General features: G+C 57.6%; 22 protein-coding genes and 1 pseudogene. 10 read left to right on the top strand and 13 right to left on the bottom strand.

What is annotated here, in order from left to right; genetic code table 11:
- Positions 1-4: 4 nt before the first annotated feature.
- The 3 genes from EV561_RS15725 to EV561_RS15715 are packed head-to-tail and all read right to left on the bottom strand — an operon-like array spanning position 5 to position 3,092.
- Positions 5-1,084, bottom strand: a complete 1,080-nt coding sequence (locus tag EV561_RS15725) for an ABC transporter ATP-binding protein (RefSeq protein WP_245512683.1) — start codon at positions 1,082-1,084, stop codon at positions 5-7.
- A gap of 29 nt (positions 1,085-1,113) precedes the next feature.
- Complete coding sequence (locus EV561_RS15720) at positions 1,114-2,160, bottom strand: ABC transporter substrate-binding protein (RefSeq protein WP_132523035.1); 1,047 nt, start codon at positions 2,158-2,160, stop codon at positions 1,114-1,116.
- 26 nt (positions 2,161-2,186) lie between these two features.
- Complete coding sequence (locus EV561_RS15715) at positions 2,187-3,092, bottom strand: aminotransferase class IV (protein ID WP_132523033.1); 906 nt, start codon at positions 3,090-3,092, stop codon at positions 2,187-2,189.
- Between the two features lie 159 nt (positions 3,093-3,251).
- Here EV561_RS15715 and EV561_RS15710 point away from each other — a divergent pair, with 159 nt between their 5' ends.
- Genes EV561_RS15710 through EV561_RS15695 form a run of 4 tightly spaced genes read left to right on the top strand, consistent with a single transcriptional unit; the run spans position 3,252 to position 6,144 of the window.
- Positions 3,252-4,238 carry an aldo/keto reductase gene (locus EV561_RS15710; RefSeq protein ID WP_132523031.1) on the top strand — a complete coding sequence of 329 codons (987 nt, stop codon included), beginning with the start codon at positions 3,252-3,254 and terminating at the stop codon, positions 4,236-4,238.
- Positions 4,235-5,113 (top strand): amidohydrolase family protein, encoded by an 879-nt coding sequence (locus EV561_RS15705; RefSeq protein WP_245512682.1) that lies wholly within the window; start codon positions 4,235-4,237, stop codon positions 5,111-5,113. Before EV561_RS15710 ends, EV561_RS15705 begins: the two co-directional genes overlap by 4 nt.
- Positions 5,110-5,694, top strand: a complete 585-nt coding sequence (locus tag EV561_RS15700; RefSeq protein WP_132523029.1) for a DUF1349 domain-containing protein — start codon at positions 5,110-5,112, stop codon at positions 5,692-5,694. The genes EV561_RS15705 and EV561_RS15700 overlap by 4 nt, the downstream gene beginning before the upstream one ends.
- Before the next feature lie 9 nt (positions 5,695-5,703).
- A complete protein-coding gene (locus tag EV561_RS15695) occupies positions 5,704-6,144 on the top strand; it encodes an RbsD/FucU domain-containing protein (protein WP_132523027.1) in 441 nt (146 codons plus the stop codon).
- A gap of 503 nt (positions 6,145-6,647) precedes the next feature.
- Here the strand turns inward: EV561_RS15695 and EV561_RS15690 are convergent.
- The 3 genes from EV561_RS15690 to EV561_RS15680 form a co-directional block, all read right to left on the bottom strand.
- Positions 6,648-6,971, bottom strand: a complete 324-nt coding sequence (locus tag EV561_RS15690; protein WP_132523025.1) for a hypothetical protein — start codon at positions 6,969-6,971, stop codon at positions 6,648-6,650.
- A 301-nt stretch (positions 6,972-7,272) separates the two neighbouring features.
- Positions 7,273-7,806 (bottom strand): hypothetical protein, encoded by a 534-nt coding sequence (locus EV561_RS15685; RefSeq protein ID WP_132523023.1) that lies wholly within the window; start codon positions 7,804-7,806, stop codon positions 7,273-7,275.
- Between the two features lie 995 nt (positions 7,807-8,801).
- Positions 8,802-10,346: a hypothetical protein gene (locus EV561_RS15680; RefSeq protein WP_132523021.1), complete on the bottom strand. Its 1,545-nt coding sequence runs from the start codon at positions 10,344-10,346 to the stop codon at positions 8,802-8,804.
- A 464-nt stretch (positions 10,347-10,810) separates the two neighbouring features.
- Here EV561_RS15680 and EV561_RS15675 point away from each other — a divergent pair, with 464 nt between their 5' ends.
- The 3 genes from EV561_RS15675 to EV561_RS15665 all read left to right on the top strand — a co-directional run bounded on the left by EV561_RS15675 (position 10,811) and on the right by EV561_RS15665 (position 14,687).
- Positions 10,811-11,788: a D-alanine--D-alanine ligase gene (locus EV561_RS15675; RefSeq protein WP_132523019.1), complete on the top strand. Its 978-nt coding sequence runs from the start codon at positions 10,811-10,813 to the stop codon at positions 11,786-11,788.
- A gap of 125 nt (positions 11,789-11,913) precedes the next feature.
- Positions 11,914-13,755 (top strand): adenylate/guanylate cyclase domain-containing protein, encoded by a 1,842-nt coding sequence (locus EV561_RS15670; RefSeq protein ID WP_165927816.1) that lies wholly within the window; start codon positions 11,914-11,916, stop codon positions 13,753-13,755.
- A gap of 107 nt (positions 13,756-13,862) precedes the next feature.
- Complete coding sequence (locus EV561_RS15665) at positions 13,863-14,687, top strand: tetratricopeptide repeat protein (protein WP_132523015.1); 825 nt, start codon at positions 13,863-13,865, stop codon at positions 14,685-14,687.
- 130 nt (positions 14,688-14,817) lie between these two features.
- On the opposite strand, the gene EV561_RS15660 is transcribed toward EV561_RS15665, so the two are convergent.
- From EV561_RS15660 to EV561_RS15650, 3 genes are read right to left on the bottom strand one after another with little or no spacing between them, the layout of a single operon-like run.
- Entirely contained in the window at positions 14,818-15,234 is a 417-nt protein-coding gene (locus tag EV561_RS15660; RefSeq protein WP_132523013.1) for a GFA family protein, read from the bottom strand.
- Positions 15,235-15,251: 17 nt separating this feature from the next.
- Positions 15,252-15,731, bottom strand: a complete 480-nt coding sequence (locus tag EV561_RS15655) for an SRPBCC domain-containing protein (RefSeq protein WP_132523011.1) — start codon at positions 15,729-15,731, stop codon at positions 15,252-15,254.
- Positions 15,728-16,057 (bottom strand): metalloregulator ArsR/SmtB family transcription factor, encoded by a 330-nt coding sequence (locus EV561_RS15650; RefSeq protein WP_132523009.1) that lies wholly within the window; start codon positions 16,055-16,057, stop codon positions 15,728-15,730. Before EV561_RS15650 ends, EV561_RS15655 begins: the two co-directional genes overlap by 4 nt.
- Before the next feature lie 576 nt (positions 16,058-16,633).
- Between EV561_RS15650 and EV561_RS37210 the strand changes: the two genes are divergently transcribed.
- Together EV561_RS37210 and EV561_RS37205 are read left to right on the top strand one after the other, a co-directional pair.
- Positions 16,634-16,900, top strand: coding sequence for a glycerophosphodiester phosphodiesterase family protein (locus tag EV561_RS37210; protein WP_165927815.1), 267 nt, complete (start codon positions 16,634-16,636; stop codon positions 16,898-16,900).
- Between the two features lie 27 nt (positions 16,901-16,927).
- Positions 16,928-17,437: a glycerophosphodiester phosphodiesterase gene (locus EV561_RS37205; RefSeq protein ID WP_165927814.1), complete on the top strand. Its 510-nt coding sequence runs from the start codon at positions 16,928-16,930 to the stop codon at positions 17,435-17,437.
- A 676-nt stretch (positions 17,438-18,113) separates the two neighbouring features.
- Here the strand turns inward: EV561_RS37205 and EV561_RS15640 are convergent.
- Positions 18,114-19,079: a LysR family transcriptional regulator gene (locus EV561_RS15640; RefSeq protein WP_132523007.1), complete on the bottom strand. Its 966-nt coding sequence runs from the start codon at positions 19,077-19,079 to the stop codon at positions 18,114-18,116.
- Between the two features lie 180 nt (positions 19,080-19,259).
- Between EV561_RS15640 and EV561_RS15635 the strand changes: the two genes are divergently transcribed.
- Positions 19,260-20,795 (top strand): MFS transporter, encoded by a 1,536-nt coding sequence (locus EV561_RS15635; RefSeq protein ID WP_132523005.1) that lies wholly within the window; start codon positions 19,260-19,262, stop codon positions 20,793-20,795.
- A gap of 75 nt (positions 20,796-20,870) precedes the next feature.
- Here EV561_RS15635 and EV561_RS15630 read toward each other — a convergent pair whose 3' ends face one another.
- The 3 genes and pseudogenes from EV561_RS15630 to EV561_RS15620 all read right to left on the bottom strand — a co-directional run bounded on the left by EV561_RS15630 (position 20,871) and on the right by EV561_RS15620 (position 23,508).
- The gene (locus EV561_RS15630) at positions 20,871-21,917 is read right to left on the bottom strand and encodes an adenylate/guanylate cyclase domain-containing protein (protein WP_132523003.1); all 1,047 of its coding nucleotides are present in this window, start codon (positions 21,915-21,917) and stop codon (positions 20,871-20,873) included.
- A gap of 123 nt (positions 21,918-22,040) precedes the next feature.
- Positions 22,041-22,487 (bottom strand): SRPBCC family protein, encoded by a 447-nt coding sequence (locus EV561_RS15625; RefSeq protein ID WP_132523001.1) that lies wholly within the window; start codon positions 22,485-22,487, stop codon positions 22,041-22,043.
- Positions 22,488-22,705: 218 nt separating this feature from the next.
- A pseudogene (locus tag EV561_RS15620) lies at positions 22,706-23,508 on the bottom strand (3-methyl-2-oxobutanoate hydroxymethyltransferase).
- Positions 23,509-23,511 lie beyond the last annotated feature (3 nt).

Here is a 23,511-nt window from a genome sequence, read left to right as displayed (position 1 = left end):
GGCGTCACCCTTTCGATAGGAAGCTGACATCGGTCTCAGACCATCTGAGCATAACATCGCTTCCCGCCACGAGATTGCGGACCGACAGCGCCGTCGGTATCCGCACCTTGATCCGATGTTCGCTGCCGGCGCCCACAGACAGCGAGAGCTGCGTGGTCGCGCCAAGGAAGGTGACGGAGTCCAGCCGCGCTTTCGCCATGCGTTCGTCGTCACGCAAATTGTTGCCGTCATGAAGGCGAAAGCTCTCGGGACGGATCGCCAGAAGCAGGTCGCCCTGCTGACCGGAAGAGGCCGTATGCTTGCCGAGCGGGCTCTCGATCATGGGGACGTGGCGGCCGGCGGATGCCGGCAGGATATTGTTCTCGCCGAAGAATTTCGCAACGAACTCACTCTTCGGCTGGTAATAGATCTCCTGGGGCGTGCCGACCTGCACCAGGTTGCCATGGTCCATGACCGCAATGCGGTCCGACATCGAGATGGCTTCTTCCTGATCGTGCGTGATGAACACGAAGGTCGTGCGGATGCGCCGCTGCAGATCCTTGAGGAACTCCTGCATCGAGCGGCGAAGTTCCGCATCGAGCGCCGCAAGCGGCTCGTCCAGCAGGATCACCTGTGGCTCGCAGACGATGGCGCGTGCAAGCGCCACCCTCTGCCGCTGACCGCCGGACAGCTCCGCCGGATAGCGACCCGCCTTGTCGGCGAGATTGACCGTTTCCAAAACCGCCTCTACCCGCCGCTTGATTTCGCCGGGCGGCGTCTTTCGGATGCGCAAGCCGTAGCCGACATTCCGGGCAACCGTCATATGAGGAAACAACGCATAGTCCTGGAAGACGGTATTGAACGGCCGCTTATAGATCGGGACCTGCGCGATGTCAGCGCCGCGCAGCAATATCCTGCCTGACGTCGGCGGTGTGAAACCGCCGATCATGCGCAGGATCGTCGTCTTGCCCGAGCCGGAAGGACCGAGGATGGTGAGAAACTCACCATCCCGGATATCGAGATCGACGGGCTTCAGCACGTCGACGGCCTTATAGGATTTGGTCACCCGAACGAGCTGGATGACGTTCTGTCTCCCGGCGGCCAAATCCGAACTATCTGAAACCAACGCAACCATTATTGTACCGGAGTAGCCTTAATCTCGTTCCAAAGCTCGATGCGCTTGGCAAAGTCTTCGGGCGCCTGCAAGAAGACCAGCTTGTCGGCATAGGTTAGGCCGGCGTCGATATTGACTGCCTGGTTCGTCGTGTTGCCGTAACCTGTCTTCGTGCTGATATAGGTCCCGACGGCGGGCTCAAGCATAGCGTCGATCCAGGCGTGCGCGAGGTCGAGATCACGCGCCTTAGCGCTGATTGCCCAGCAGTCGATCCAGCCGATTGCGCCTTCCTTCGGAATGACGAGGCCGACATTGGCGCCCTGCTTCTTGAGCATCGGTGCCTGCGGCTCGCCCATCGACATCATCAGGTCGATGCCGCCCTGGGCGAAGATACTGACGCCGTCATCGAAACCGGCATAGTAGCTGGCAACGTTCGCCTTCTGCGCCAGGAGCTTCTTCTTCACCTGATCGAACTGCTCATCGGTGAGATTGAAAGGATTGCGGATGCCAAGTGTCAGCGCCGCCGTCACGATCGCATTGTTGGCGTCGTCCATGACGATGATGCGGCCCTTGTATTTCTCATCCCAAAGCACTTCCCAGCTATCTGGAGGCGTCTGGAAAGTGTCGGCACTATAGATCAGTGGGATCGAGCCCCATGCGAAGGGCGTGGCATAGGTCTTGCCGTCGAAAACGATGGCCGAAACACGCTTGAAGGCGCCGGCGAGGTTCTTGATGTTGGGCAGCTTGGCGCTATCCAGCGGCTGGATCAGCTTCTCCTCTGTCAGGCGCTTGTAGGATGACGTCTCTATCGCGATCACGTCGAAATCCGCGCCTTCGGAGGCTGTCATTTTTGCAAAGATTTCATCGACGCTGCCCGTATAGCTGACGCTGACGGTTGCGCCCGTCTTTTCCTCGAAAGCCTTCACCCACTGATCGTCGGCATAACCCTCCCAGGTCAACATACGCAGCTCCTTGCCGGCCGCGCGCGCCGGACGCACGAGCGCCGGAGCCGCAAGCGTACCGACAGCAACCGCTGCTGAAGCGGTCAGAAATTCACGTCTTTTCATTGTCGTTCCCCTTAGAACGTGGTTGTTTAAATTGAATAGTCGACCGGCGTGCGGTGCCAGCCGGCCTTATGTTTTTCCCAGTAAGACGACTTGAGCCTGAGACTGACCGCACCTGGCCTGTCGTTGCCCATGATATGGTCGCCGATCCTCGATACGGGCATGACGCCGCCCGCTGTCGTCGTGCAGAACATTTCGTCTGCCGATTCCAGATCCTCTCTCCTTAGAGGCGCGATGCGGGCAGGAATGCCCAGCAATCCGCAAAGTTCGAGCACGGAGCGACGGGTGATGCCTTCCAGGGCACCACGGTCCGGCGTCAGGGCCTCGCCGTCCTTGACGATGAAAACGTTGAATCCAGGCCCCTCTGTTACGAAGCCCTCGGCGTCCAGCAGAACCGCGGTATCCGCGCCCGCATCATGGGCTTCGAAGAGGCCGCGGGTGAGATCGCCCCAATGATAGTTCTTGATCGTCGGATCGATCGAAGCCGGAGCGATGCGGGGGATAGACGCAATATGGAGATGCGCGCCCCTCTCCTGCACGTCGAGCGGGATCACGTCGATCCATGGGATCGCGTAGACGATCAATTTATTGTCACAGTCCTGCGGCCGCCGCGAACCGAAAATGCGGGGCTTCCCCCGGGTGCAGATCATGGCGACATAGGAATCACGGAGGCCGGATAGAGCCACACAGCGCATGGCAATCTCGCCAATTTCGACCATCAAATGCTGAGGTGAGAGACGCAGGCTGGTCAGCGAGCGCTCGAACCGGTCCAGATGATCCTGCAGCCGAAAGAACCCGCCATCGCGAACATGGACAACATCATAGGTCACGTCCGACCGGGTGAATCCCCAATCCAGAACGGAAATTGCCGCTTCAGCGATCGGGACGAATTTCCCCTCACAAAATGCGGCGCCCTTGGAAAAGTCGGTGGTCATGCTTGAGAACTTCTATGTTCGAAACCGATATTCGGAAGCTGACAAAAATTTTGCAGATACGCAAGCAAATTTTCTCAAAAGAAATTTATTGACAGAACGGAAAGAGAATGAAAATTAAAAAGCAGCCTGGTTTTCGGCACTTTTCGGGATGGAATTTTCATGGAAGAAAAATTTGAGAAACGCCGCCTTGGCGCTACAGACCTGTCGGCGACGATACTGGGCTTTGGCACGACCGCAATTGGTGGTCTCTATTCGGCAACCAGCGAAACGGTCGCCGAAAAGACGATGGAGACAGCCTGGGAACTCGGCGTACGTTTCTTCGACACCGCCCCGCAATATGGCAACGGCATGGCCGAGCAGCGGCTCGGCGCCTTCCTGAAAACCAAGCCTCGTCAGGACTATGTTCTCTGCACCAAGGTCGGACGCCTGCTCCGTCTGCCGGAGACACCCGAAGGGGAAGACGCGTACTACAAGGGAACTCCGCCCGAGCGGCCTGTCTTTGATTTCAGCTATGATGGTGTGATGACCTCCGTCGAGGAAAGCCTAAAGCGCCTCGATACCGATCGCATCGACGTGCTGCATATCCACGATCCGGACAACCATTATGCCGAAGCGATCGACGGCGCTTACAAAGCGCTCGACCGGCTTCGGAGCGACGGGACCATCGGCGCGGTAGGCGCGGGTATGAACCAGAGCGAAATGCTCGCCGAATTTGCCCGCAACGGAAATTTCGACTGCTTTTTGCTTGCCGGCCGCTACACACTGCTGGAACAGGGAGCGCTTTCGGATTTCCTGCCGCTCTGCGTCGAAAAGAACATCTCCGTTATCATCGGCGGGGTCTATAATAGCGGTCTTCTCGCCGACCCGCGGGCCGGCGCGAAATTCAACTATCAGGATGCCGACCAGGCCTTGATCGAGCGCGCACACCGGCTGGAGACGGTCTGCCTTCGCCACGACGTGCCGCTGAAAGCCGCTGCCATCCAGTTTCCGCTGGCCCATCCGGCCGTTTCCAGCATCCTCACCGGCGCCCGCAGCCCCGAAGAGATACGGGAGAACGTCGCCCGGTTCCGTCAGCCCATCCCAGCGGCTCTCTGGCAGGAGTTGAAGGCAGAGGGCCTGATTGCTGCCGATGCGCCGACCGCATGAGCCGCGAGATGGTGAACCGGGTGATCGACGCGCATCAGCATTTCTGGGATTTGACCTCCGGAACGTATCCCTGGATGGAAGGCGACGGGATGCTACCGTTGCGGCGCAATTTCGGTCCCGCCGACCTCCTGCCGCTCATGGCCGGATCAGGCGTGGATGCGACCATTCTCGTGCAATGTCGCCACGATCTCGACGAAACGCGCGACTTCCTGGCGATAGCCCATGCACATAGCTTCGTTGCCGGCGTCGTCGGCTGGGTTGATCTCCAGGCTGATGATGTCGCTGCGCAAATCGCGGCACTGCGGACGCTTCCCGGTGGACCGCGCCTCGTGGGCATCCGCCACAATGTCCACGACGAACCGGATGCCGATTGGCTCCGGCGGCCCGCTGTCCATCATGGCGTCAGCGCCGTTTTGCAGGCGGGACTGAGCTTCGATCTGCTGGTGCGAACGCGTGAGCTGCCCGCCGCGACCGACCTCGTGCGCCGCTTTCCGACTGGACGCTTCGTACTGGATCACATGGCCAAGCCGCCAATTGCAGCCGGCTTCTTAGCCGCCTGGGAGAGTGCGTTCAGGGAACTTGCAGGATGCGGCAACGTCTGGTGCAAGGTCTCGGGCCTCGTCACCGAAGCCGACTGGAACGGCGCAGTACCAACCGATTTCGACCCATACATCAAGATTGCCTTCGAATGCTTTGGCCCCAACAGGCTGATCTTCGGTTCCGACTGGCCGGTCTCGACGCTTGCGGCCTCCTATTCTGACGTCAAGGCGATCGCCTCGCGCTTGAATACCGTCGCGCCGGATATCAGTGACCGTTTCTTCGAACGCAATGCAATCGACGCCTATCATCTTTCAACGGACGGAATTTCGAAATGAGCATCAATTTCAAAGACGGCAAATGGCTGAATACCCCGACGAACTGGGACGCTTCTACTTCTGGTCTTACGATGACGACCGACGAGAAGACCGATTTCTGGCGGCAAACCTATTATGGCTTTACGCGTGACACGGGCCATTTCCTCGGATTTCCCACCGCCGACGGCTTCACTGCGAAAATTCGCATCAGGGGCGAGTTCCGCACGCTTTACGACCAGGCCGGGCTCATGGTGCGCATCGACGAGAAGCGCTGGGTCAAGACAGGCGTTGAATTTACCGATGGCGAGTTGTTCCTCAGCACCGTCATTACCGATGGCACCTCCGACTGGTCCGTCTCGCAGCCCTTCAAGGAGCTTGAGGATTTCTATATTCGCATCACGCTTGCCAAGGGCGCGATGCGCATCCAGGCTTCGCGCAACGGCAGCTTCTGGCCACTGCTGCGGCTTGCACCCTTCCCCGTCGCTGATCGTTACGATGTAGGCCCGACCGCCTGCACACCGGAGCGCAGTGGACTGACCGTCCATTTCTCGGAATTCGAGATCGGCCCTGCGATCACCAAAGACCTTCACGACCTGACCTGAGGACGAATAATGCTGATAGGTATCGACCCGATCCTGAATGCCGACATTCTCTACGCACTGCGCGCAATGGGCCATGGCGACGAAATCGTCATCGCCGACGGCAGCTTTCCAGCCCAGACTGTCGCAAAACGCCTCATCCGCATGGAGGCCGCGGATCTGCCCCGCATGCTGAAGGCCGTCCTTTCCGTCATGCCGGTCGATGAATCGGAGCCTGATCCGGTGATTGGCATGGAAGTGATCGGCGAGCCGGACACGATTGTTCCGGCACATGTCGCAATCCAGGAGGCGCTCGATGCCTTGCCCGGGCAACCGGTCAGACTGACGCGCATCGAACGCTTCGCCTTTTACGAACGCACCAAGGAAGCCTTTGCGGTGATCTCCACGGGTGAAACGCTCTTCTACGGCAACGTGATCATCCGCAAGGGGACGGTCAATCTCGGCGGCAATTAAAAGCAGGTCGCAGTTTAGATCTCCGGCCGCGCGTTATTGGGCGCTGCCGGAGATAGCTTGGGGCTCCGGGATCGACGGGTCACGCGACGTGCGGTGCGTTCGAAGCTCCGAAAGGATTTGTTCGACCCTTGGACCGGAACAGCCTTACGCGTGTATCCAGAAAGCACTTTCGGCGAATCTGTCATCAGACCACCAGTTCAGACGGCCGACGCCGCGGCGAAAATTGACGGCACCGCAAAACTGTCAAAAGGCGACCGACGTCTTTGCAGAACCATTTTGTTATCCGAGGACATCGTCAATCAACGCTCTATTCAATAACAGACACTGACGATTGCTTTCGCTTTCGAGTGGTAGCGTCTCTTGGTCTCTAGTCCGACTTTGAAGCGAGGATATTTCAGCAAGCGGTCCTTGAACGGCGAATCTATTTCGTTGAATTGTTCTTTCGTAACGTGGAAACTGAGATTGAGGCTTGGCGCCTTTTGCGGCTTGTGCACAAAGCCCGGTTAGTTCGAGCCATCCGAGGGACTTTTGATAGGAGGTGGAACGCCGGCCGGAATGCTATTGATGGCAAAGAGGATCGTGAGATATTGCGATTTCTGCGTCTCGTCGGGAAAATGCCCTTTGAAAAGTCTCTCTATAGTGCCGTCTTCGAACATCCCATAAAGGGCCAGAGTAAACCTCTCCGGAAAAGCAGGAATGTGCTTTGACGACAGAACGACCGCGTATGGCTCATAATCCCCGTTGCCGGTACTGGAGAGATCCGCCGGGCATTTGACCCCAGCTCGCACGCGCTGCACCGGGCCTCGAGCCCGCGGCGAGCTTGGCATCCAGCACTCCTATGACCAGCAATCCCAATTCGAAAAAGCGACGCCACCCCCCAGGAGACAAGAAAAACAAGAACCATCTGCGGCAGGCGCATGGTCCAATGCGCTTTTTTGCCGTACCAGCTTCGTGATTGGAGGCCCGCAGCGCGCAGCGCAAGAGCCAACAGGACAGGGATGAAGAGACTGATGGACCCATCAAATATATAGTTCAGCGACCTCCAGTATACGTCGCCCGCCGCGTTGAACTGCAATTCGTATTGATAACCGCCAAGGAACAGGCTCCAGAGGAGCAGGACCAACACCGTCACACCTGCCTGTCCACCCTACGCTCACCAATGTGTAAGAACGAATTTGCCCGGGCATCGCGTGGTGGCCGAGAACTTCCTCTAATTTTTCCAGCGAAGATCCTGTTGGCGGGACGACTTGTCCAGTGCGGTGCCGCCCCGGGATTGGCCGCCAAGGCGGCGTCAGAGGTCGATAATGTACGGACCCAAAGGTCCGTCGCCTGGTCGAAACCGTTGACAAGACTGTTCGCCGTCTCGGAGGAGTCGGTCGGGAGCTTGCTAGCGCCGACCTCCGCGGACAACAGATTTGGCCCCCCGAGGGCGGGCAGCGGCTTCGCATAAATACACAGGAAGAAATAAATGACCTCAAGTGCCAGCGCATAGAACAGATAGGCATTCACCACGACGCGGCGCGCTCGTAGCCTGTCGGGTGACAGTATGGTGATGAGCCGTTTCAACTGCGGGCCGCCATCATATGTCACGCGATTGAAGCGCTCGTATGAGAAGAACATGATTATGATTGCCCCGAAGAACAAGGCCGCGACGTCTTCCATCTTTTGCCCCAGATCGCTGGGGTCTATCGACAACCGGTCCGTGCAGGGTTGCACGGAACCTCCGCGGAAACCACGGTTGGGACCGCGGTCAAAATGATCAGCACAAGAAGCATCTACCTCATGACTATATCTCCTTGGACGAACGCAACTAGGGATGCCAGCGTTGATATGGTCGAAGTTGTATCGAATTCGCGCAACCGCGTGCCAATTTGCGGTGAAAGGCCGTCGGCGATTCCGCGGTCTTTAGGAACTTTAAACCATCATCGGTGACGACAACCTATGGCATCATAATGCCCACAATATTTGCAAGAATACTCTTTCAACCCCTCCACCTAAGAGGGTGCTGGGAGTTTCTCTTTTTGCCGGGCACAACGGCGAAGCCGCAAACTGGGCGTCCGTTACTTCGCTCATCGAAACATGCAGGCTCAACGCAATCAATCCGTTTGCTTGGCGGTAATCGGATTGAAAGGATGTGAACCGCCGATGCCTGCCGATCAGACTTATTTATGAATTTGTAGCCATTCGACCTGTACATTGGCCCTTATGATTGCGCGGGAACGAAACCGATCCATGAGCGGTGGTGAAATTACACGCGCCTTTCGAAACATAGAGTAATCGACATGTCGAAATTTCGGGAAGTCGCGAGGAGCACTTTGATAGCCGGTGGCTGTGCGGTGTTATTCGTCGCCTCGCTGTATGACGTGAGATATCTTGACTCGTTGCAGGCCAGAGGCCCGAACTTTGCATCGTGGCAGCTTAGAGGAACTATCGCAGCAGAGTAATGGTTCTCGCGCGTTGTATCGGCGACCAACGAGATCAGCAAATGCCCCGGCCCCTATGGAGTCTGCAGAACCTTCAGCGATGGATATCTTCGCCGCCCGGTGCAGCCGATGACTAACGCCGATTGCTCTCCGCATTAGGGATGCTACGCCCAAGATCGGCGCCGACCAGGCCTCAGCTTTGTGCAAAAGCACCGGCTCGGCGACAATCCCGGCTCATGCGCGCACAAAGCCCATATCGTCGCCAATTACCGTGGTTGGCCCAATGGGCAATGGCACCGGATTGACGATATCGAGTTTCACGAACTCTAACTTATCCTTCCATGTTTTGCGCAGGAAGGTTTCGAAGACTTGAATGGTCAGCTGCTCCCCCGGACAGCGACGATACCCGAACCCGAATGGCGCAAAACCTGCGTAGTCGCAAACGGGAAGGGGCTTGCCATCGACAACGCCGAAGACGGTGCCGAAGGCACTGTTGTGCATCGCGCCCTTGCGCCCGTCCTGAAGGTCGAAGGATGTCGGGTCGAATGGACACTTGGCAAAGCCCATCGACAGCGCCTTGGCCTCGTCCGCATCGTGGCTGGTGGGTGCCTTTTCGTAGCGCGAGGGATCAAAAACCTTCGGGTTTTTCCAAAGGACAGGGTTGTGGCTTGTAGAGGTGTGTGGGCTGACAATGTAGCCGAACCGCTCGAAGGGCGGCGTTTGCGTCTCGGTCAACGCGGATATGCTTCCCCCGTTCGGGGATATCGTACGGAACAGCTCCATCGTAAACCGCTCTAATGGTGTGAATGGAGCGCCGTCGGCATTGTCGAAATCACCCTGCATCGTCTTCCGGAACCAGTCCTTGGCAACCGGGTCGCCGGTATCCCGGCCGAGTGTCTGCATGATGTTGTAGAGCGTGTTGCCCCACTGGCTGAATGCAACGAAGTTATGGAAGCACTCGAATACAACGTCCTTCGGGCTAAAGTACTCGCCATCCCCGGCATTCTTGATCCAGAACCAGACGAAGGTTTTTTCGCCGCCCGGCATTTTTCCTTCCTTGATCACCGTGATTTTTTCATCGATCCAGGATTTGAGAAAGTCCAGATGAGAGCGGACGATCATGTAGTTGTCGTGGACGATCCTCTGCGTCGGGTCACGATAGGCCAGAACGGTGTTGAAGCTTTCACCAATCTCGCGGACGCGGTCGGGAATGTCGTCGCCTTTCACGCCGAGATGGAGATCCCAATAAATATCCCAGTATCCACTGAGATAGGGCCGCATTAGCGGCTTGCCCATATTGGCCTCGGACATCAGCTCGTCAAAAAAATGCTCAACCTTTTCACGGTAGTTGGCGTCATAGAGATCGGGGGTTACTGCGCTCATGTATATGCGCTTGCGGCGGTTATCGGGACCGCGCTTTTCAAGACCCTGGAGAAATACGGTTACTCCATCCTCAGGGGCGGGCCGCCAATTTTCGCTCAGAAGCCCCCACAGGTCGTTTGGCAAGGCATTCTCTTTTGTGAGTTCGACGCCGATCATCGGAAGCATTGGTTGCTCACCGTGGTAGACGCTCACAAGGAAGTAGGGAACAATGACATTCTCGATATAGTCCGGCTCAAACTCCTTCGCGAACTGGGCCCGATATCGCGCCGCGGCTGAGGCGATATCGGTTGGCGCGAGCGGCTGACCCGGCGCCGGCGGCGATTGAGCAAACACTGTTTGGGCAGACAAGGCTGCTACACCTGTCGCTCCGCAGGTAAGGAATTCGCGTCTTTTCATGACTTATTCCCCTCTCTTGATTGGCTTTCACAATCTCATACCGACGCGTGGAACCTGGTAGATGCCAGGGCCTATCTCGTCGAAGCTATTGAAGCGCATTAGCGAAGGATAAATGCTGTCGAAGTCGTCCTATCCGTTGAGAGAGCTGCCAGCGCGAATATAATTCTGACCAAAGGCTTGTGGTCAGAATCCCTCCCAAAAATAACCAAGAAAACCGGCTCGCAGAGCTAATAAAGCGATTATTTATATACAACCCTGACGTACTCCTAGCAAGCTTCATAACGGCGTGCCCGAACATCCATGGCCGCATCCGGTGCTTGGCAGGCATCTGCCAGGAGCAGGATCGCGCGAGAGTAGCAGCGCATCTACGTGGTAACTTCATACACTCTTATGTTCGAAAGACCGTTAGATGGTAGACTGAAAGACGCGCTGAAGATTGTGAGATTGCGAAGGCGGTCCAAGCGATGAAAATTGGCATTACATTCGATCTCCGGGAAGACTACGCAAGGGAAGGCTACACCGAGGAAGAGATTGCCGAATTTGACAGGCTGGAGACGATCGAGGCAATTGAATCGGCGTTACACACACTTGGTCACTCGACGGAACGCATCGGTACGGCGAAAGCGCTGGCAATGCGCCTGAGTAAAGGCGATCGATGGGACCTCGTTTTTAACAGCGCCGAGGGAATGTACGGTTTCGGCCGCCAGGCGCTGGCACCAGCCCTGCTGGATGCCTATGAGATTCCCTACATGTTTTCCGATCCGCTCACCCTTGCCGTCACCTTGCACAAGGCGACCGCAAAACGGGTTGTTCGCGACAACGGTATCCGGACGACCGATTTTGCTGTCGTAGAGATCCTTGCCGATGTTGCAAATGTCGCTCTGCCGTTTCCTTTGTTCATAAAACCCATTGCCGAGGGCACCAGCAAGGGCATCTCCGGGGCATCGAAAATCCACGATTGCGGAGAATTGGAAGTGGGATGCGAGCGGTTGCTTGCCCGATACAGACAGCCGGTGCTTGCAGAGGTCTATTTGCCCGGCCGTGAATTCACGGTGGGCATTTTGGGAACGGGAATGGCCGCCCGGGTGCTTGGGACAATGGAAATACTCCTCAAGGACGGGCCTGAGCCTGAAATATACTCTTACGACAACAAGAAATATTTCGATGACAGGGTTGCTCCGCGGCTGGTGAACGACACGGTGAGCAAATCTGCCGAGGAACTGGCGCTTAGGGCATGGAAGTGTCTCGGCGGGCGCGATGGAGGTCGTGTCGATGTGCGCTGTGACAATGCCGGTGACGTCAATTTCATCGAAGCCAATCCACTCGCCGGCATGCATCCCAAGGATTCAGATCTCCCGCTCATCGCCCGAATGGTCGGTCTGTCTTACCACTCGCTGATCGAAGAGGTTGTAGTTTCTGCATCGGCACGTGCAGCTAGATAGTTTTTGAACGGCTCTCCTTTATTTCCAAGATGCACGGCATATCGGAGATTTGGACCTCATTTTTTAGAGCCGTCAGTTGGTCACGCCCCTCAAATTTATGGTATATTAGCATAGGGGAAGATACGATGCTGCAGCGCACCCTTGTAACGATTTTAGCAGCTGACGCTGTCGGGTACAGCCGCCTCGTCGCGAAGGATGAGGAGGCCGCACTCGCGCTGTTCAAGGATTGCGCCACAATTATCCAGGAACGCGTTCAGGCACATAACGGCCGCGTGTTTGGCGGCGCTGGCGATAGCGTGATCGCAGCATTTCACAGCCCTGTCGAGGCCATGCGCTGCGCCGTGGAAATTCAACACCATATTATGCGACTGGATGAGAAATTTTCCGAAGACTGGCGGATGCTTTTCCGCGTAGGCCTCAATCTGGGGGATGTTGTTGTCGAACAGGACAATCTGCTCGGCGACGCGGTGAATGTAGCAGCACGGCTGGAGGGATTGTCCGAGCCGGGCGGAATTTGCGTCTCGAGCAGTCTTTACGAGCAGGTGAAACACTTACCCGACTTAGGCTTTCAGGACCTTGGCTCAAAGAGACTGAAGAATATCCCCGTTCCGGTCCATGTTTACTCGCTCAAAGGCATAAGTCCGGGCCACTCTCGCAGGCGCGTTGCCGCCTGGGGACTCGCTGCAGCAGCAATGGTTCTTCTGGCATCGATTGCTGCACCTCTCTGGTGGAAATACAAGCCCGAGATAGTGGGCAAAGGAGAAAACACACCGCAGCCCCTCGTCGCTGCGCAGCCTTCGATAGCCGTGTTGCCGCTTGACAATGTCAGTGATGACCCGCGGCAAGATTATTTCAGCGATGGCATCACCAACGATATCACCAGTGATCTTTCCAAATTCTCCGGTCTCTTGGTCATCGCCTATAACTCGGCGTCAACATTCAAGGACAAGCCGACAAAGGTTCAGGACATCGGGAAAGCGCTGAGCGTCCGCTATCTGCTCGAAGGCACGGTTCAAAAGACCCCCCAGCGGTTGCGGATCAATGCCCAGCTTATCGATGCCGAGACCGGTTATCACGTATGGGCAAACCGCTACGACGAGATGCTTGGAGACACGTTCACAGTACAAGAGGATATCACCAGCAACATCGTGACTGCGCTCGCGGTAAAGGTGACGGCGGCCGAAGAGAAGCGCTCAAACCAGAAGCCGACCGAGAACATGAGCGCCTATGACTATTATCTGAAGGGCAAGGCGATTTGGGCCGATCCCACCAAAGTCACGCCCGAGGGAAATGAAGAGGCCCGCCAGCTCTTTGAAAAGGCGATCGCGCTCGACCCGAACTATTCGTCCGCCTATGCCGAACTGTCTTACGTGGAAGTCCGGGCCTATCAGAGCGGCTGGGGCGATGGCGCAGCCGCCCTCCAAAAGGCCGAAGAGCTTGCGAACAAAGCCCTGGAATTGAGCGATGATTTTAGCAGCCACTGGTACCTGGCAATTGTCGCCTGGAACAAGGGCGATTTCGACAAGAGTTTCCGGGAATACGAAACCGCCCGTCGAATAAACCCCAATGATCCGGACCTCGCTGCCGACATGGCGGAGGCGCTGATCTACGGTGGCGAGCCCAAAAGGGCGATAGAACAGATCGAAGCCGCCAAGAACCGCAACCCGTTTTATCCTTTCTGGTACGATTGGAACGAAGGCAAGGCCAGGTATATGGCTGGCCAATATCAGGCGGCTATCGACGCCATAGCCAGGATAAACTCCCCACCGAACGATGTTCGCTTGATCACCGCCGCCAGCAAGGCGCAGCTCGGGGATATACCGGCGGCTCGGGCAATCATGGCCGAGTTCAGCAAGGTTGATCCAGACTGGTCGATCGCGAAGTCAGCCGCTTATTTCTATGTAAAGGACAGTGACAGGCAGCACTGGCTGGATGGTTTACGGAAAGCCGGGTTGAAGGAGGAGTAGAGCCGAACGCACCCGAAAGCTCTGTCATGTTGGCGGAAAATTCGATCGCCCCGGCGGAGAGTGGGTCGCTTCACAATTGACCAGGAGTACAAACAAAGGGGGTAAAAATGACTACCGAACAAGCCAGGGTAACTAACCGCCTCGCGAGGCGACAACCGCTCACTCTGGAAGGAAACAGAGAGGCAAAACGACTCTTCCGGGCAGCAATCGATGAGGATTCCGATTTCATGCTCGCTTACGCCGAACAGGCCTACGCCTTGCTGCGAGACTGCGAGAACGACTGGGACCGATACTCCGATTCACTTGAAGAGGCCGCCCGACTGGCCGATAAGGCCGTCGAACTCAGCAAGGATGCAAACAAAAGCTGGTTCAACGACTTCAGGGCCCTATGGTATCGCGCGATGGTGACTTGGCATCAGAACGACTTCCCCAAGGCTTTTCAGGAATACGAGGCCGCCAGGGCCCTTATCAGCAATCCTGAATTTCTCGACAAAAACACCGCCGAACTGGACGCAGATATGGCGGAAGCCTTGATCTATTACGGCGATCCAAAGCGGGCAATTCAGCTTGTTCTCGATGCCAAGAAGCGCTTTCCCGGGCACGCCTGGTGGTTTCACTGGATCTTGGCCAGGGCCTATTACCAGGCGGCGCGCTACCAGGAGGCAATAGACGAGATCGAACAAATCGCCAGCGAAAAAAAGCCTAACGATGTCCGTCTGATATTGGCTGCAAGCAAAGCCCAGCTCGCGACCCTGGACGATGCGAACCCGGACACGGCGTTGTTGGACGAGGCGAAAACGATCATGAAGGATTTCAGCGCCATTGAGCCAGAGTGGACATTGGCAAAGTCGGCAGCCTATCCCTATGGCAGTGCGTCCGAACGATACCACTGGATCGACGGACTTCGCAAAGCAGGACTGAGGCCGAACTGAACTCCCTGGGATCTGAGACCGACCAAAAAAATGACGCGAGAGTGCCAACTTTCTTTGGGGTCCAGCAAAACAGGGGACGGAACAGTTGCTGTTCCGTCCCCATCCATCACGCCAAACCAGGACATTTCTTTCACGTCGCCGTTGGCATCCTGTCGAATTTCGGGATTGCCGGATCGAGATGATCCCAGGCATGTCCGGCTGCGGTCCAGGACACCAGCTGTGGCTTATAGCGACTGGGGTCATCAAGGCTTGCCGGCGTTACGATGAAAACATCCGGCATATCGGGAAATGTCATGTAGACGGACGAACCGCATGTCGGGCAGAAGCCGCGCCGCTTGATGGTTCCGCCATCGCCGACGGTCTGCCAATGCGATGCTTCTCCCTCAAGTTTCACCTCGGCCGCCACGAAAGTCAGGTGTGATTGGTGTCCGGTGCCGCTGTCACGCTGACATTGCCGGCACTGACAGTCGACCATGACGGCCGGTTCGGCTGAGATCTCGTAGCGGACCGCGCCGCAAGCGCAGCCGCCGGTATAGGATTTGTTCATGTCGCTCCCCTCTTACTTCAATGCTGTGTTTGCGGAGACGCCTCTTCGGCGACCAATGTGTCGAGCCTCTTGACCACCGTCTTCCAGCCTTCGCCCATATTGCGGTAGGCAGCCTCGTTCTTTGGAAGCACGAAGCCGGAATGGACCAGGCGCAGGCGCGTGCCTGCCTCGGTCATGGAGAGGGTAAAGGTGACCACCGTCTCCAGTTTTGAGCCGTAGCCCTCATTGGCCTCATGGCCGCCTTTCCATGCGTAGGACAATTTCTCATTTGGCAGGACCTCCAGCACCTGGCAATGAATGGTGCCGTCCCATTCGCCCGCCGCCACCGTCTGAAAGGTGAAATGGCAGCCAGCCACCGGCTCGAAGCCCGTCGGCGGCATCAACCAGCGGCTCATCAGCTCGCCGCTGGTCAGGGTTTTCCAGATGATGTCGGGCGCATGCGGGAAGACTTCGTCGACCACGATGGCCCGCATGTCCGGGTTCACAGCTTGGTTCATGGGTCTATTTCCTTCAGCAGGTTTCTCAGATTGGCGAAGCGTTCGGGCCAGAAGACACCATAATGGCTCATCCAGTCGGCCAGCGGCTCCAGACCGCCCGGCTGGGCACGATAGTAGACATTGCGGCCCTCAGGTCGTTCACTGACAAGGCCAGCCTGTTTCAGCGACTTGAGATGCTGGGATATGGCGCCCTGCGTGACATTACTGCCGCGCGTCAACTCGACAACGGTGATCTCGTCGGAATTGACGATGCGCTCGAACACGGCCCGCCGCGTTGGGTCGGCGAGGGCGCGCATGACAGTGGTTATGGTTTCAGCTTCGATCATGGGACAATAAATAGCGGACACTAATCAATTAGTCAAGACTATTTGATTTGCTACACGTAAACGCACGTAAGCGTGCTCCAAGCGGATGGAAAGCAGGTCTGCCCGGAGGCATTCGGAAGCGTTCATATATTCCGCATTTCCAGCGCCCTTACCGCAGTTGCGCGCAGGTTCGCCGCAAACAAAGGTAGGGGTTTCTGGGCGCGCGTGAGGACAATTCGAGCAAGTGGACGCAAGATTGTCCATCGATATCCAGGTCGAAACGCCGGTATGTCCATGCTGAAGATGGATTTTCGTTGTTCGCGAAATTGTCACCAAACCGTCAACGGCAATTCGTCTGAGCACTTTACCCATCCGCTCCATTCCGCTTGCCAGCAACGCACCACCACGGCGACGGCTTCCTCGAAAACGCTATCCCTCTCGGTGACCACCAAGGATTGCCAGCCCCGCCTTTACCAGACACCATCACAGAAGCCGACGCGACCACGTAGGCCACAACGACCCTGCATGGTTCCCGTCCTCGCCCATTTCAGGGAATTGCGTCCGAGCTCCGATCCCACCATTCCCAAGGAGACTTCAATGCTCAAACTTCTCGCTGAGAACGCTGCCGGAGTTCATGTCTGCGGCCACCGCGGCCATTCGATCGGCGCACCCGAAAACACTATTGCCGCCTTGGTCGCGACCCGGGAACATGGCGGCAATTCAGCTGAGATCGACTGCGTGTTGACTGAGGACGACGAGATCGTCCTTATGCACGACCAGACATTGGACCGGACCACTAATGGCACCGGCCTCGTCTCGTCTCAAAGCCTCGCCGACATCCGCAAGCTGGACGCCGGCAGCTGATTTGACGGCCGATTTGTCGGAGAGCGCGTGCCGACGCTTGCCGAGGCAATCGAATTTGCAAAGACATATGATTTCGGCCTCGTCGTCGAGATCAAGGAGGCGCGCCAGATGGACCGGTTCGTCCGGCGTCTCGGTGCGGTGCTTTCTGAAACCGGCGGCGCCAACCACCTCGTCATGATCTCCTTCGATCATGTCATGCTGCGCGACCTGAAGGATGCGCTGCCCGGCATTCGCACCGAGGGCATTACCCATGCACGCCACGCCGATTTCGTTGGCGTCGCAAAGGCAGCGCGTCTCGATTCCGTTTCGATGGAGCATCAGATGTTCGTGCCGGAAGATGGAGCTGCCTTGCACAAGGCAGGCGTTGCGGTGCGTTTCCATCTCCAGCGGCCCGCCTACTACGACCGCCACAAGGCGCTCGGCATCGATCTGCTTGCACCGGTGTCAGGTTATATCGCGGACGGCGTCATCGATACCATTTCCGGCGACGACGTCGGCTTCCTGGCGGCGCTCAGGGCAGCGGCTATCGCGAAATGAGCGACTGAATCTCTCTTCCGCCGGCGATCAAGTGCCTGGACCGTCGGCGGTTGCTCTTGATGAGCGCGAGGCCTTCTCGGGTAATCGGTTGAGATCGCGACCGGACAGGTTGTGCGCTCGCCTGGCGTTTCGTTGCCCGCATCGAGAAACCGGAAAAACCGATGCGTTCGCCATCCCTATCGCGTCCGATTGACACGATCGCGACCTTGGAATTCAACCACCGTCGCCGGTGTTTGTTCCCAATCCGGTATTTCCGGCCATTGGCTGCGGCAACAACTCATTTGCGGCGCTGGTAAGCCCATGCGTCGCGATGGTTGTTCAGCCGGCAGGAGACGCCAGCGTGATCATTGCGACCTGTCAGCTACTTTCAAGGCGGGAACAACTAGCTAATTACGGCCGTCCTGGCCATCGCGAGAAGCTGGGCAGCATTGCGAATTCCTTGCTTGTAAAAATGGATGATGTGCGACGCTAATAGATCGGATTTGGGGCTGCCCGGCGCTATTTCCGCTTCCGCTCGCACGATATCGAATATTTGCTGGCAAAGATCCAAATCCTCAGAAAAAAGCGGAAGGTCTGAAGGGTGTAAATGCTCCCTGATCATTCGTAACCTCAAGCACTGCTCGTTATCTCCAGATGGGATTTAGGGCAGGATTTGAAGGAAGCAATAATTCAGAAATTACCGGATGCCGACAGGACGAGAGGTCTCCGTCTTCAGCGAACCAAGGGCTTCCGCCGCCTCTGTGGCATGCGGAAGCTCGCAATGATCCGCAAACAGATGTTTCCCGACATAGTCTACGAATACGCGCACCTTCGGCGACAGGTTTCTGTTGGACGGCCAGAGCAGGCTGAATTGAGCGGGTCCATTGACATGGTCTGCCAGGATGACTTGCAGCGTTCCCTTCTCGACCGGCTCCTTCACCAGGAAATCCGGCATGGCTGCGATGCCGAGCCCGCTTACCGTTGCGCCGAGGATCGCCTCCATATTGTTGCAGGTCATGATCGTCTTTATGCGAAGATCAAAATCCTCGGTGATCGGCCAGTCCTGTATTCTGCCGCCATCCGGAAATCTGAACCGGATCGCTCCGTGACCACAGAGATCGTGGAGCTTAGCCGGCGTACCATGACGGGCGAGATATGCGGGCGAGGCGCACAGCAGGATGCGGATTGGGCGGAGAGTTCTCGCCGTCAATCGGGAGTCCGGCAGCTCGCCGCTGCGGATTGCAACGTCGACACCGTCCTCGATCAAGTCCACAAGGTGGTCGTTGAAGTCGAGGTCGAGCTCGATCTCGGGATACATTTCCATGAATTTCGGAAGGATCGGCAACAGCAGGTGATATGTGACAACCGGCGTGCTGACGCGCAGCCGACCTCGCGGGCACTCCTGGGATCGCAACATCGTTGCGTAGGCGTCATCGAGGTCATCGAGGATTCGACGGCATCGTTCGAGAAACACCCTGCCCTCCTCGGTCAGGCGCAGGGTTCGCGTCGAGCGCTGAAACAACCTGATCCCGACCTGCTGCTCAAGCCTCGCAACGGCCTTGCCGACCGCCGACGGCGACAGGCCGAGAGTCTTTCCCGCCGCAACGAAACTGCCAAGCTCAGCCGTCCGGACGAAGGGCATCAGCCCGTTGAACTTGTCCATGCACACATCCAATTCGAGCGTTTTATTCCGCATTATGCGGAATTCTTATCGTTTTCCCCTAAATTGTAGCTGATATATCTTGCAATGCAATCCCATCGGTTCACCGATTGCTGCCCGGTCGGATCGGAATCGAGGGATATTGCCGCCCTTCAAGCTTTCATTCGATATCGGAAACTCATGATGACGAACACCAAGAGTCTCGCTGGTTCTGCCCAGCAGAACCTCATACTTCTCGCCGTCTGCATGGCCGCAGCTGCCATGCCTTTGACATTCACTGGCCCGGCGGTTGCGCTGCCCTCCATCGCCCATTCCCTCGGCGGATCGCCAATCGCCCTCAACTGGGTGACCAATGCGTTCATGTTGACATTCGGAAGCGGGCTGATGGCTGCCGGAGCTCTTGCGGACAGTTACGGCCGCAAGCGCACGTTCATTGCCGGCGTCGCGGCATTCGCACTCTTCTCGTTTGCCCTCGCCTTCGCTTCCGGCATTGTTTCGTTCGATCTTCTCAGGGGCGGTCAGGGCATCGCGGCGGCTGCCGCGTTTTCCGCCGGAATGGCCTCGCTGGCGCAGGAATTCGACGGAACCTCCCGGGTCCGCGCCTTCAGTATCGTCGGCACAAGCTTTGGAGTGGGACTTGCCTTCGGCCCGATAGCATCGGGACTGATGGCGGATGCTTTCGGCTGGCGCACGATCTTCTATCTAGTCTTCGCCCTGGCCACAGCGTCCCTCCTGCTCGCAATCTCGTGCCTGCGTGAATCCAGGGACCCTGACGCAGCAGGCCTCGACTGGCCCGGAACGATCACCTTCACTCTTGCCCTGACGTTCTTTACCTATGCCGTCCTGGAAGCTCCGGAAAGCGGATGGACGAGCCCGGCAGTAATCGGGCTGCTCGTCGGCGCTGCCCTTCTGATGGCCGCATTCGTCATCGTCGAGGGTAAGGTGGCCCGGCCTATGCTCGATCTTTCACTATTCCGCTACCCCCGATTTGTGGGCGTGCAACTGCTTGCGGCTGCTCCGGCCTATGCTTTTGTCGTCCTGCTGATCCTTCTTCCGATACGCTTCACTGGCATCGAGGGCATGAGCGCTGTCACGGCGGGTCAGATGATGATTGCCCTGTCCGCTCCTCTATTGATCCTGCCCCTTGTCGCCGGATGGCTGACCAAATGGCTCTCCGTCTCGACGATCTGCGGAACCGGACTGCTGATCTCGGCCGCAGGCCTGCTTTGGCTCAGCTATTTTCCCGCAGGTCAGTTCGAACTGTCGATCGTGCTACCGATGCTGACGATCGGCACGGGCATCAGCCTTCCCTGGGGGCTGATGGACGGACTCGCGGTCAGTGTGGTGCCGAAAGAGCGGGCGGGCATGGCGACAGGCATCTTCAGCACGACGCGCGTTGCCGGCGAAGGTCTGGCTTTGGCAGTCGTATCTGCACTCCTCTCGGCCCTGTCGGCGTCGGGTCTGCCGGACTCAGGCACCTTCGGCCCGTCTGTCATCAGCGAAACCGCACAGTTCCTCGCCACGGGCAACCTGGACCGAGCAGTGTTGTCCATGCCTTCGCTTGGCCAAGCTGGCCTGACGCATGCATTCAGCAACGCATTCGGATTGCTTCTGATGGGGCTGGCAGGCGTCACTGTCGTAACAGCGACCGTGGTCTTCCTCTTTCTCGGAAGCGGCGAGTCGGCGGAGGAATCCGCGGCCGCCGAATCCGCGTCCTAAAGATTGCTCGCGGCGCTTCCGCTCAGCGTAACGCCGGATAATCAACGAGGTTTGGGCCGCGAGAAGGAACGGCCTTCAGCCATCGAGCAGGGTAAACACGTCGCAACGATCTCGAATGCCGCGTAGCTCGTGTCTTCCAAGAAAAGACAGTTGGAAGCCGGCTTTCGACGCTGCATCCCCCGAGACGAGAACGGTATGCTGAAGCTGTTTGCACAATCCCTCCAGCCGGCTGACAAGGTTAACGGCAGATCCGATGGCGGTGAAATCCAACCGATCGGCCGCGCCTATGTTCCCCCACAGTATCTCACCGAAATGGACCGCCACTCCGAACGGCAAGGGGGAGAGACCGTTGGCTTGCCTTGATGCGTCGAGGTGAGCCATCCCTGCCCGCGCCGCGGTGACAGCGTTCAATGCCGCATCGCAAGCATCGCCAGGCGTCGTAACGACCGGAAAGATGGCGAGGACGCCGTCGCCGATGAATTTCAGTACCTCGCCGCCAAAAGCATGGACCGCTCCGGCCACCCGCTCGAACCACGCATCCAGTGCTGCAATCACCAACAATGGTTCCGTGGTTTCGGACATGGCGGTAAAGTCGCGAAGGTCGGCGCAGAGTAAGGCTGCTTGAATAGTCTCACCAGTGCCGCGGCTAAGATCGCCCGATTGCACGCGCGCCGCGCTGCGGCGACCAAGGTAGGTTTCGAGAAGGGCGGCTTTGGCCTCTTTTGCGGCGATGGCGGCAAGAGGCGCGGAGGCGAAGCGCGCTGCCTCGCGCAGCCTTCTTTTTTCATCTTCTTCGAACGACCGCGCGCCTGCCCAAGCCAAAATCGCACCCTGAAGCATCGGGATGGCGATTTCCTCAACCGGGCCGAGTGCTGCAAGCCCGCTGCTCAGCGCTTCACCGCCTAAAAACCCCAGACGTTCGCCGACGGCTCCGGTTTCGGGCCGCCAGAGCAATGTACGGCGCGCAATGATCGGATGTGGGACCGAGATGGTCAGAGCACTTCCGGTCAGCAAAAGGCCGTCGGCCAAGAGGCGCTGACTGAATTCCGTCAGAAAACTCTCGGCATTGGGCGACGCCGCAGCTTCGTCGACTAACCAGGCGATGGAATTTGGCAGAAGCATGCCTGATCATTGCATGCGAGCCAACAGCTGTCATCCATTCGAGCGTCCTGGCATCAGCGTTTCTGCACCTTTGGCAAGGCTGTTGCGCCACGATCGGCTTGCAAGCCTAAACAGAAAACCTTCTCACTTCCTGCCTGCAAATGTGTCGGGACCCGGGTCACGACCCGATGCGACCGTGGCAAGTCGATCAATATAGTGAGCCCAGCCCTCCGAGTGGCCGGCACATTGGTCAGCATTCGGCAGGCCCGAATGGGTGAGCCTAAGAAGTGTCCCATCCGGCTTTTCGATCAGATCAATCTCGACGAGGCTGGATCCGGGAGGAACGATGTCGCTGCCATCCCACCCGAAACTGTAGGCCAAGCGATGGACGGGCACGACTTCTCGAAACGAGCCCCGGGCAATCCGCGCGCCGGTGACATTGACGAGATATATTCCTCCCGGTTGCGGCTCGATTTGTGCCTCAGTGCCCATCCAGCGAAGAATCCTTTCCGGGTCAGTCAGCAGTGCAAACACAGCCGAGGGCGGAGCGGGGATATGAGCCTCCTTACGAACAACCATAACTTCCTGCATCGAACTCTCCTCGTCTCGATGTCCAAATGAATTGTTTCGCACGATAATCTTAGCCTACTGACGGCGACTGCGTGAGTAACAATATCGATCGGAGCATCAAGGCGCCGTCGAATCGCGGCGCTTTCACCCTCCCCCGCACGATAAGTGTCAATTTGTGCACCCGCGTCGACGGCCCATTCTCCACACATCGCACGGAAGAATTTTACGGGATTCCAGAGCTATTCCTTGTGCAAGTGATGCAGAAAGGCCTTCAGCTCCGACTCGTCGATGCCGACAAGATGCCGACGCTCGGGGTAGACGCCGGATTTCACGTCCGCGGCGAATTCCGAGAAGGCTGCGATCCGTTCCCGCTGCAGCCGGTCGTATTCCGCGGCCAAATTGCGGTAGACCTTCGCGTGCCGGGGATAATGTCCCCTGTTGATGCCGAGCACATCCTCGGCCAAGAGATATTGCGCATGACAGCCGCTGCCGGCGCCCATCGAGATTCATCAGCATCGAGGTACGTGAGGCTATGGCTGAAGTGACATCACCAGGAACGACTTCGATTTCGGCGGCAAACGCGCCCGCCTCTTCCAACGCCTTCGTCTGCCGCCACACTTCCAGCGCGCTGGCGACCGTTCTGCCGACCGCACGAAAACCGCCGGTCCAGGTAGCCTTCGACGGGATCAACCCGAGGTGACCACAGACGGGAATACCTTCGTCTCGCAGGCGCCGTATGGTCTGCAGACTGGCAGCGCAATAGACCGCATCGCCACCTGCTTTCAAAGCCTTGAACGCACCCCGCAGATAATCTTCGGCCGTGACGAAGTCTCCATATTCGAGACCCGGGGACAGCAAAGCAATGTGGCGCGGCCTCGCGAAACTCAGGCCCGAGCAGAGCCGGCGGCACGGAGACCATGTCGATGCCGGCGCGCTCGGCGGCATCGGCCTCGTCAAGCGTCGTCACACGCAGCATGGTCAGTTGTCGCTTACCTTTCATGTCAAGAAGATCGGAAACGGTTGGACGGCTAGACTTCTTCATCGG

Origin of the sequence: Rhizobium sp. BK376, assembly GCF_004341625.1 — a bacterium.
In the GTDB taxonomy this organism is placed as follows: Bacteria; Pseudomonadota; Alphaproteobacteria; order Rhizobiales; family Rhizobiaceae; genus Rhizobium.
This window is presented reverse-complemented; position numbering and strand designations above follow the sequence as displayed.

Bases quoted from the DNA above. Each gene is read 5' to 3' on its own strand.
- EV561_RS15675 (WP_132523019.1), top strand. From the start codon at position 10,811: ATGAAAATTGGCATTACATTCGATCTCCGGGAAGACTACGCAAGGGAA.
- EV561_RS15625 (WP_132523001.1), bottom strand. From the start codon at position 22,487: ATGCAGGAAGTTATGGTTGTTCGTAAGGAGGCTCATATCCCCGCTCCG.
- EV561_RS15685 (WP_132523023.1), bottom strand. From the start codon at position 7,806: ATGGAAGACGTCGCGGCCTTGTTCTTCGGGGCAATCATAATCATGTTC.
- EV561_RS15650 (WP_132523009.1), bottom strand. From the start codon at position 16,057: ATGATCGAAGCTGAAACCATAACCACTGTCATGCGCGCCCTCGCCGAC.
- EV561_RS15695 (WP_132523027.1), top strand. From the start codon at position 5,704: ATGCTGATAGGTATCGACCCGATCCTGAATGCCGACATTCTCTACGCA.
- EV561_RS15710 (WP_132523031.1), top strand. From the start codon at position 3,252: ATGGAAGAAAAATTTGAGAAACGCCGCCTTGGCGCTACAGACCTGTCG.
- EV561_RS15670 (WP_165927816.1), top strand. From the start codon at position 11,914: ATGCTGCAGCGCACCCTTGTAACGATTTTAGCAGCTGACGCTGTCGGG.
- EV561_RS15690 (WP_132523025.1), bottom strand. From the start codon at position 6,971: ATGCCAAGCTCGCCGCGGGCTCGAGGCCCGGTGCAGCGCGTGCGAGCT.
- EV561_RS37210 (WP_165927815.1), top strand. From the start codon at position 16,634: ATGCTCAAACTTCTCGCTGAGAACGCTGCCGGAGTTCATGTCTGCGGC.
- EV561_RS15635 (WP_132523005.1), top strand. From the start codon at position 19,260: ATGACGAACACCAAGAGTCTCGCTGGTTCTGCCCAGCAGAACCTCATA.
- EV561_RS15655 (WP_132523011.1), bottom strand. From the start codon at position 15,731: ATGAACCAAGCTGTGAACCCGGACATGCGGGCCATCGTGGTCGACGAA.
- EV561_RS15640 (WP_132523007.1), bottom strand. From the start codon at position 19,079: ATGGACAAGTTCAACGGGCTGATGCCCTTCGTCCGGACGGCTGAGCTT.
- EV561_RS15720 (WP_132523035.1), bottom strand. From the start codon at position 2,160: ATGAAAAGACGTGAATTTCTGACCGCTTCAGCAGCGGTTGCTGTCGGT.
- EV561_RS15630 (WP_132523003.1), bottom strand. From the start codon at position 21,917: ATGCTTCTGCCAAATTCCATCGCCTGGTTAGTCGACGAAGCTGCGGCG.
- EV561_RS15705 (WP_245512682.1), top strand. From the start codon at position 4,235: ATGAGCCGCGAGATGGTGAACCGGGTGATCGACGCGCATCAGCATTTC.
- EV561_RS15665 (WP_132523015.1), top strand. From the start codon at position 13,863: ATGACTACCGAACAAGCCAGGGTAACTAACCGCCTCGCGAGGCGACAA.
- EV561_RS15660 (WP_132523013.1), bottom strand. From the start codon at position 15,234: ATGAACAAATCCTATACCGGCGGCTGCGCTTGCGGCGCGGTCCGCTAC.
- EV561_RS15700 (WP_132523029.1), top strand. From the start codon at position 5,110: ATGAGCATCAATTTCAAAGACGGCAAATGGCTGAATACCCCGACGAAC.
- EV561_RS15715 (WP_132523033.1), bottom strand. From the start codon at position 3,092: ATGACCACCGACTTTTCCAAGGGCGCCGCATTTTGTGAGGGGAAATTC.
- EV561_RS15680 (WP_132523021.1), bottom strand. From the start codon at position 10,346: ATGAAAAGACGCGAATTCCTTACCTGCGGAGCGACAGGTGTAGCAGCC.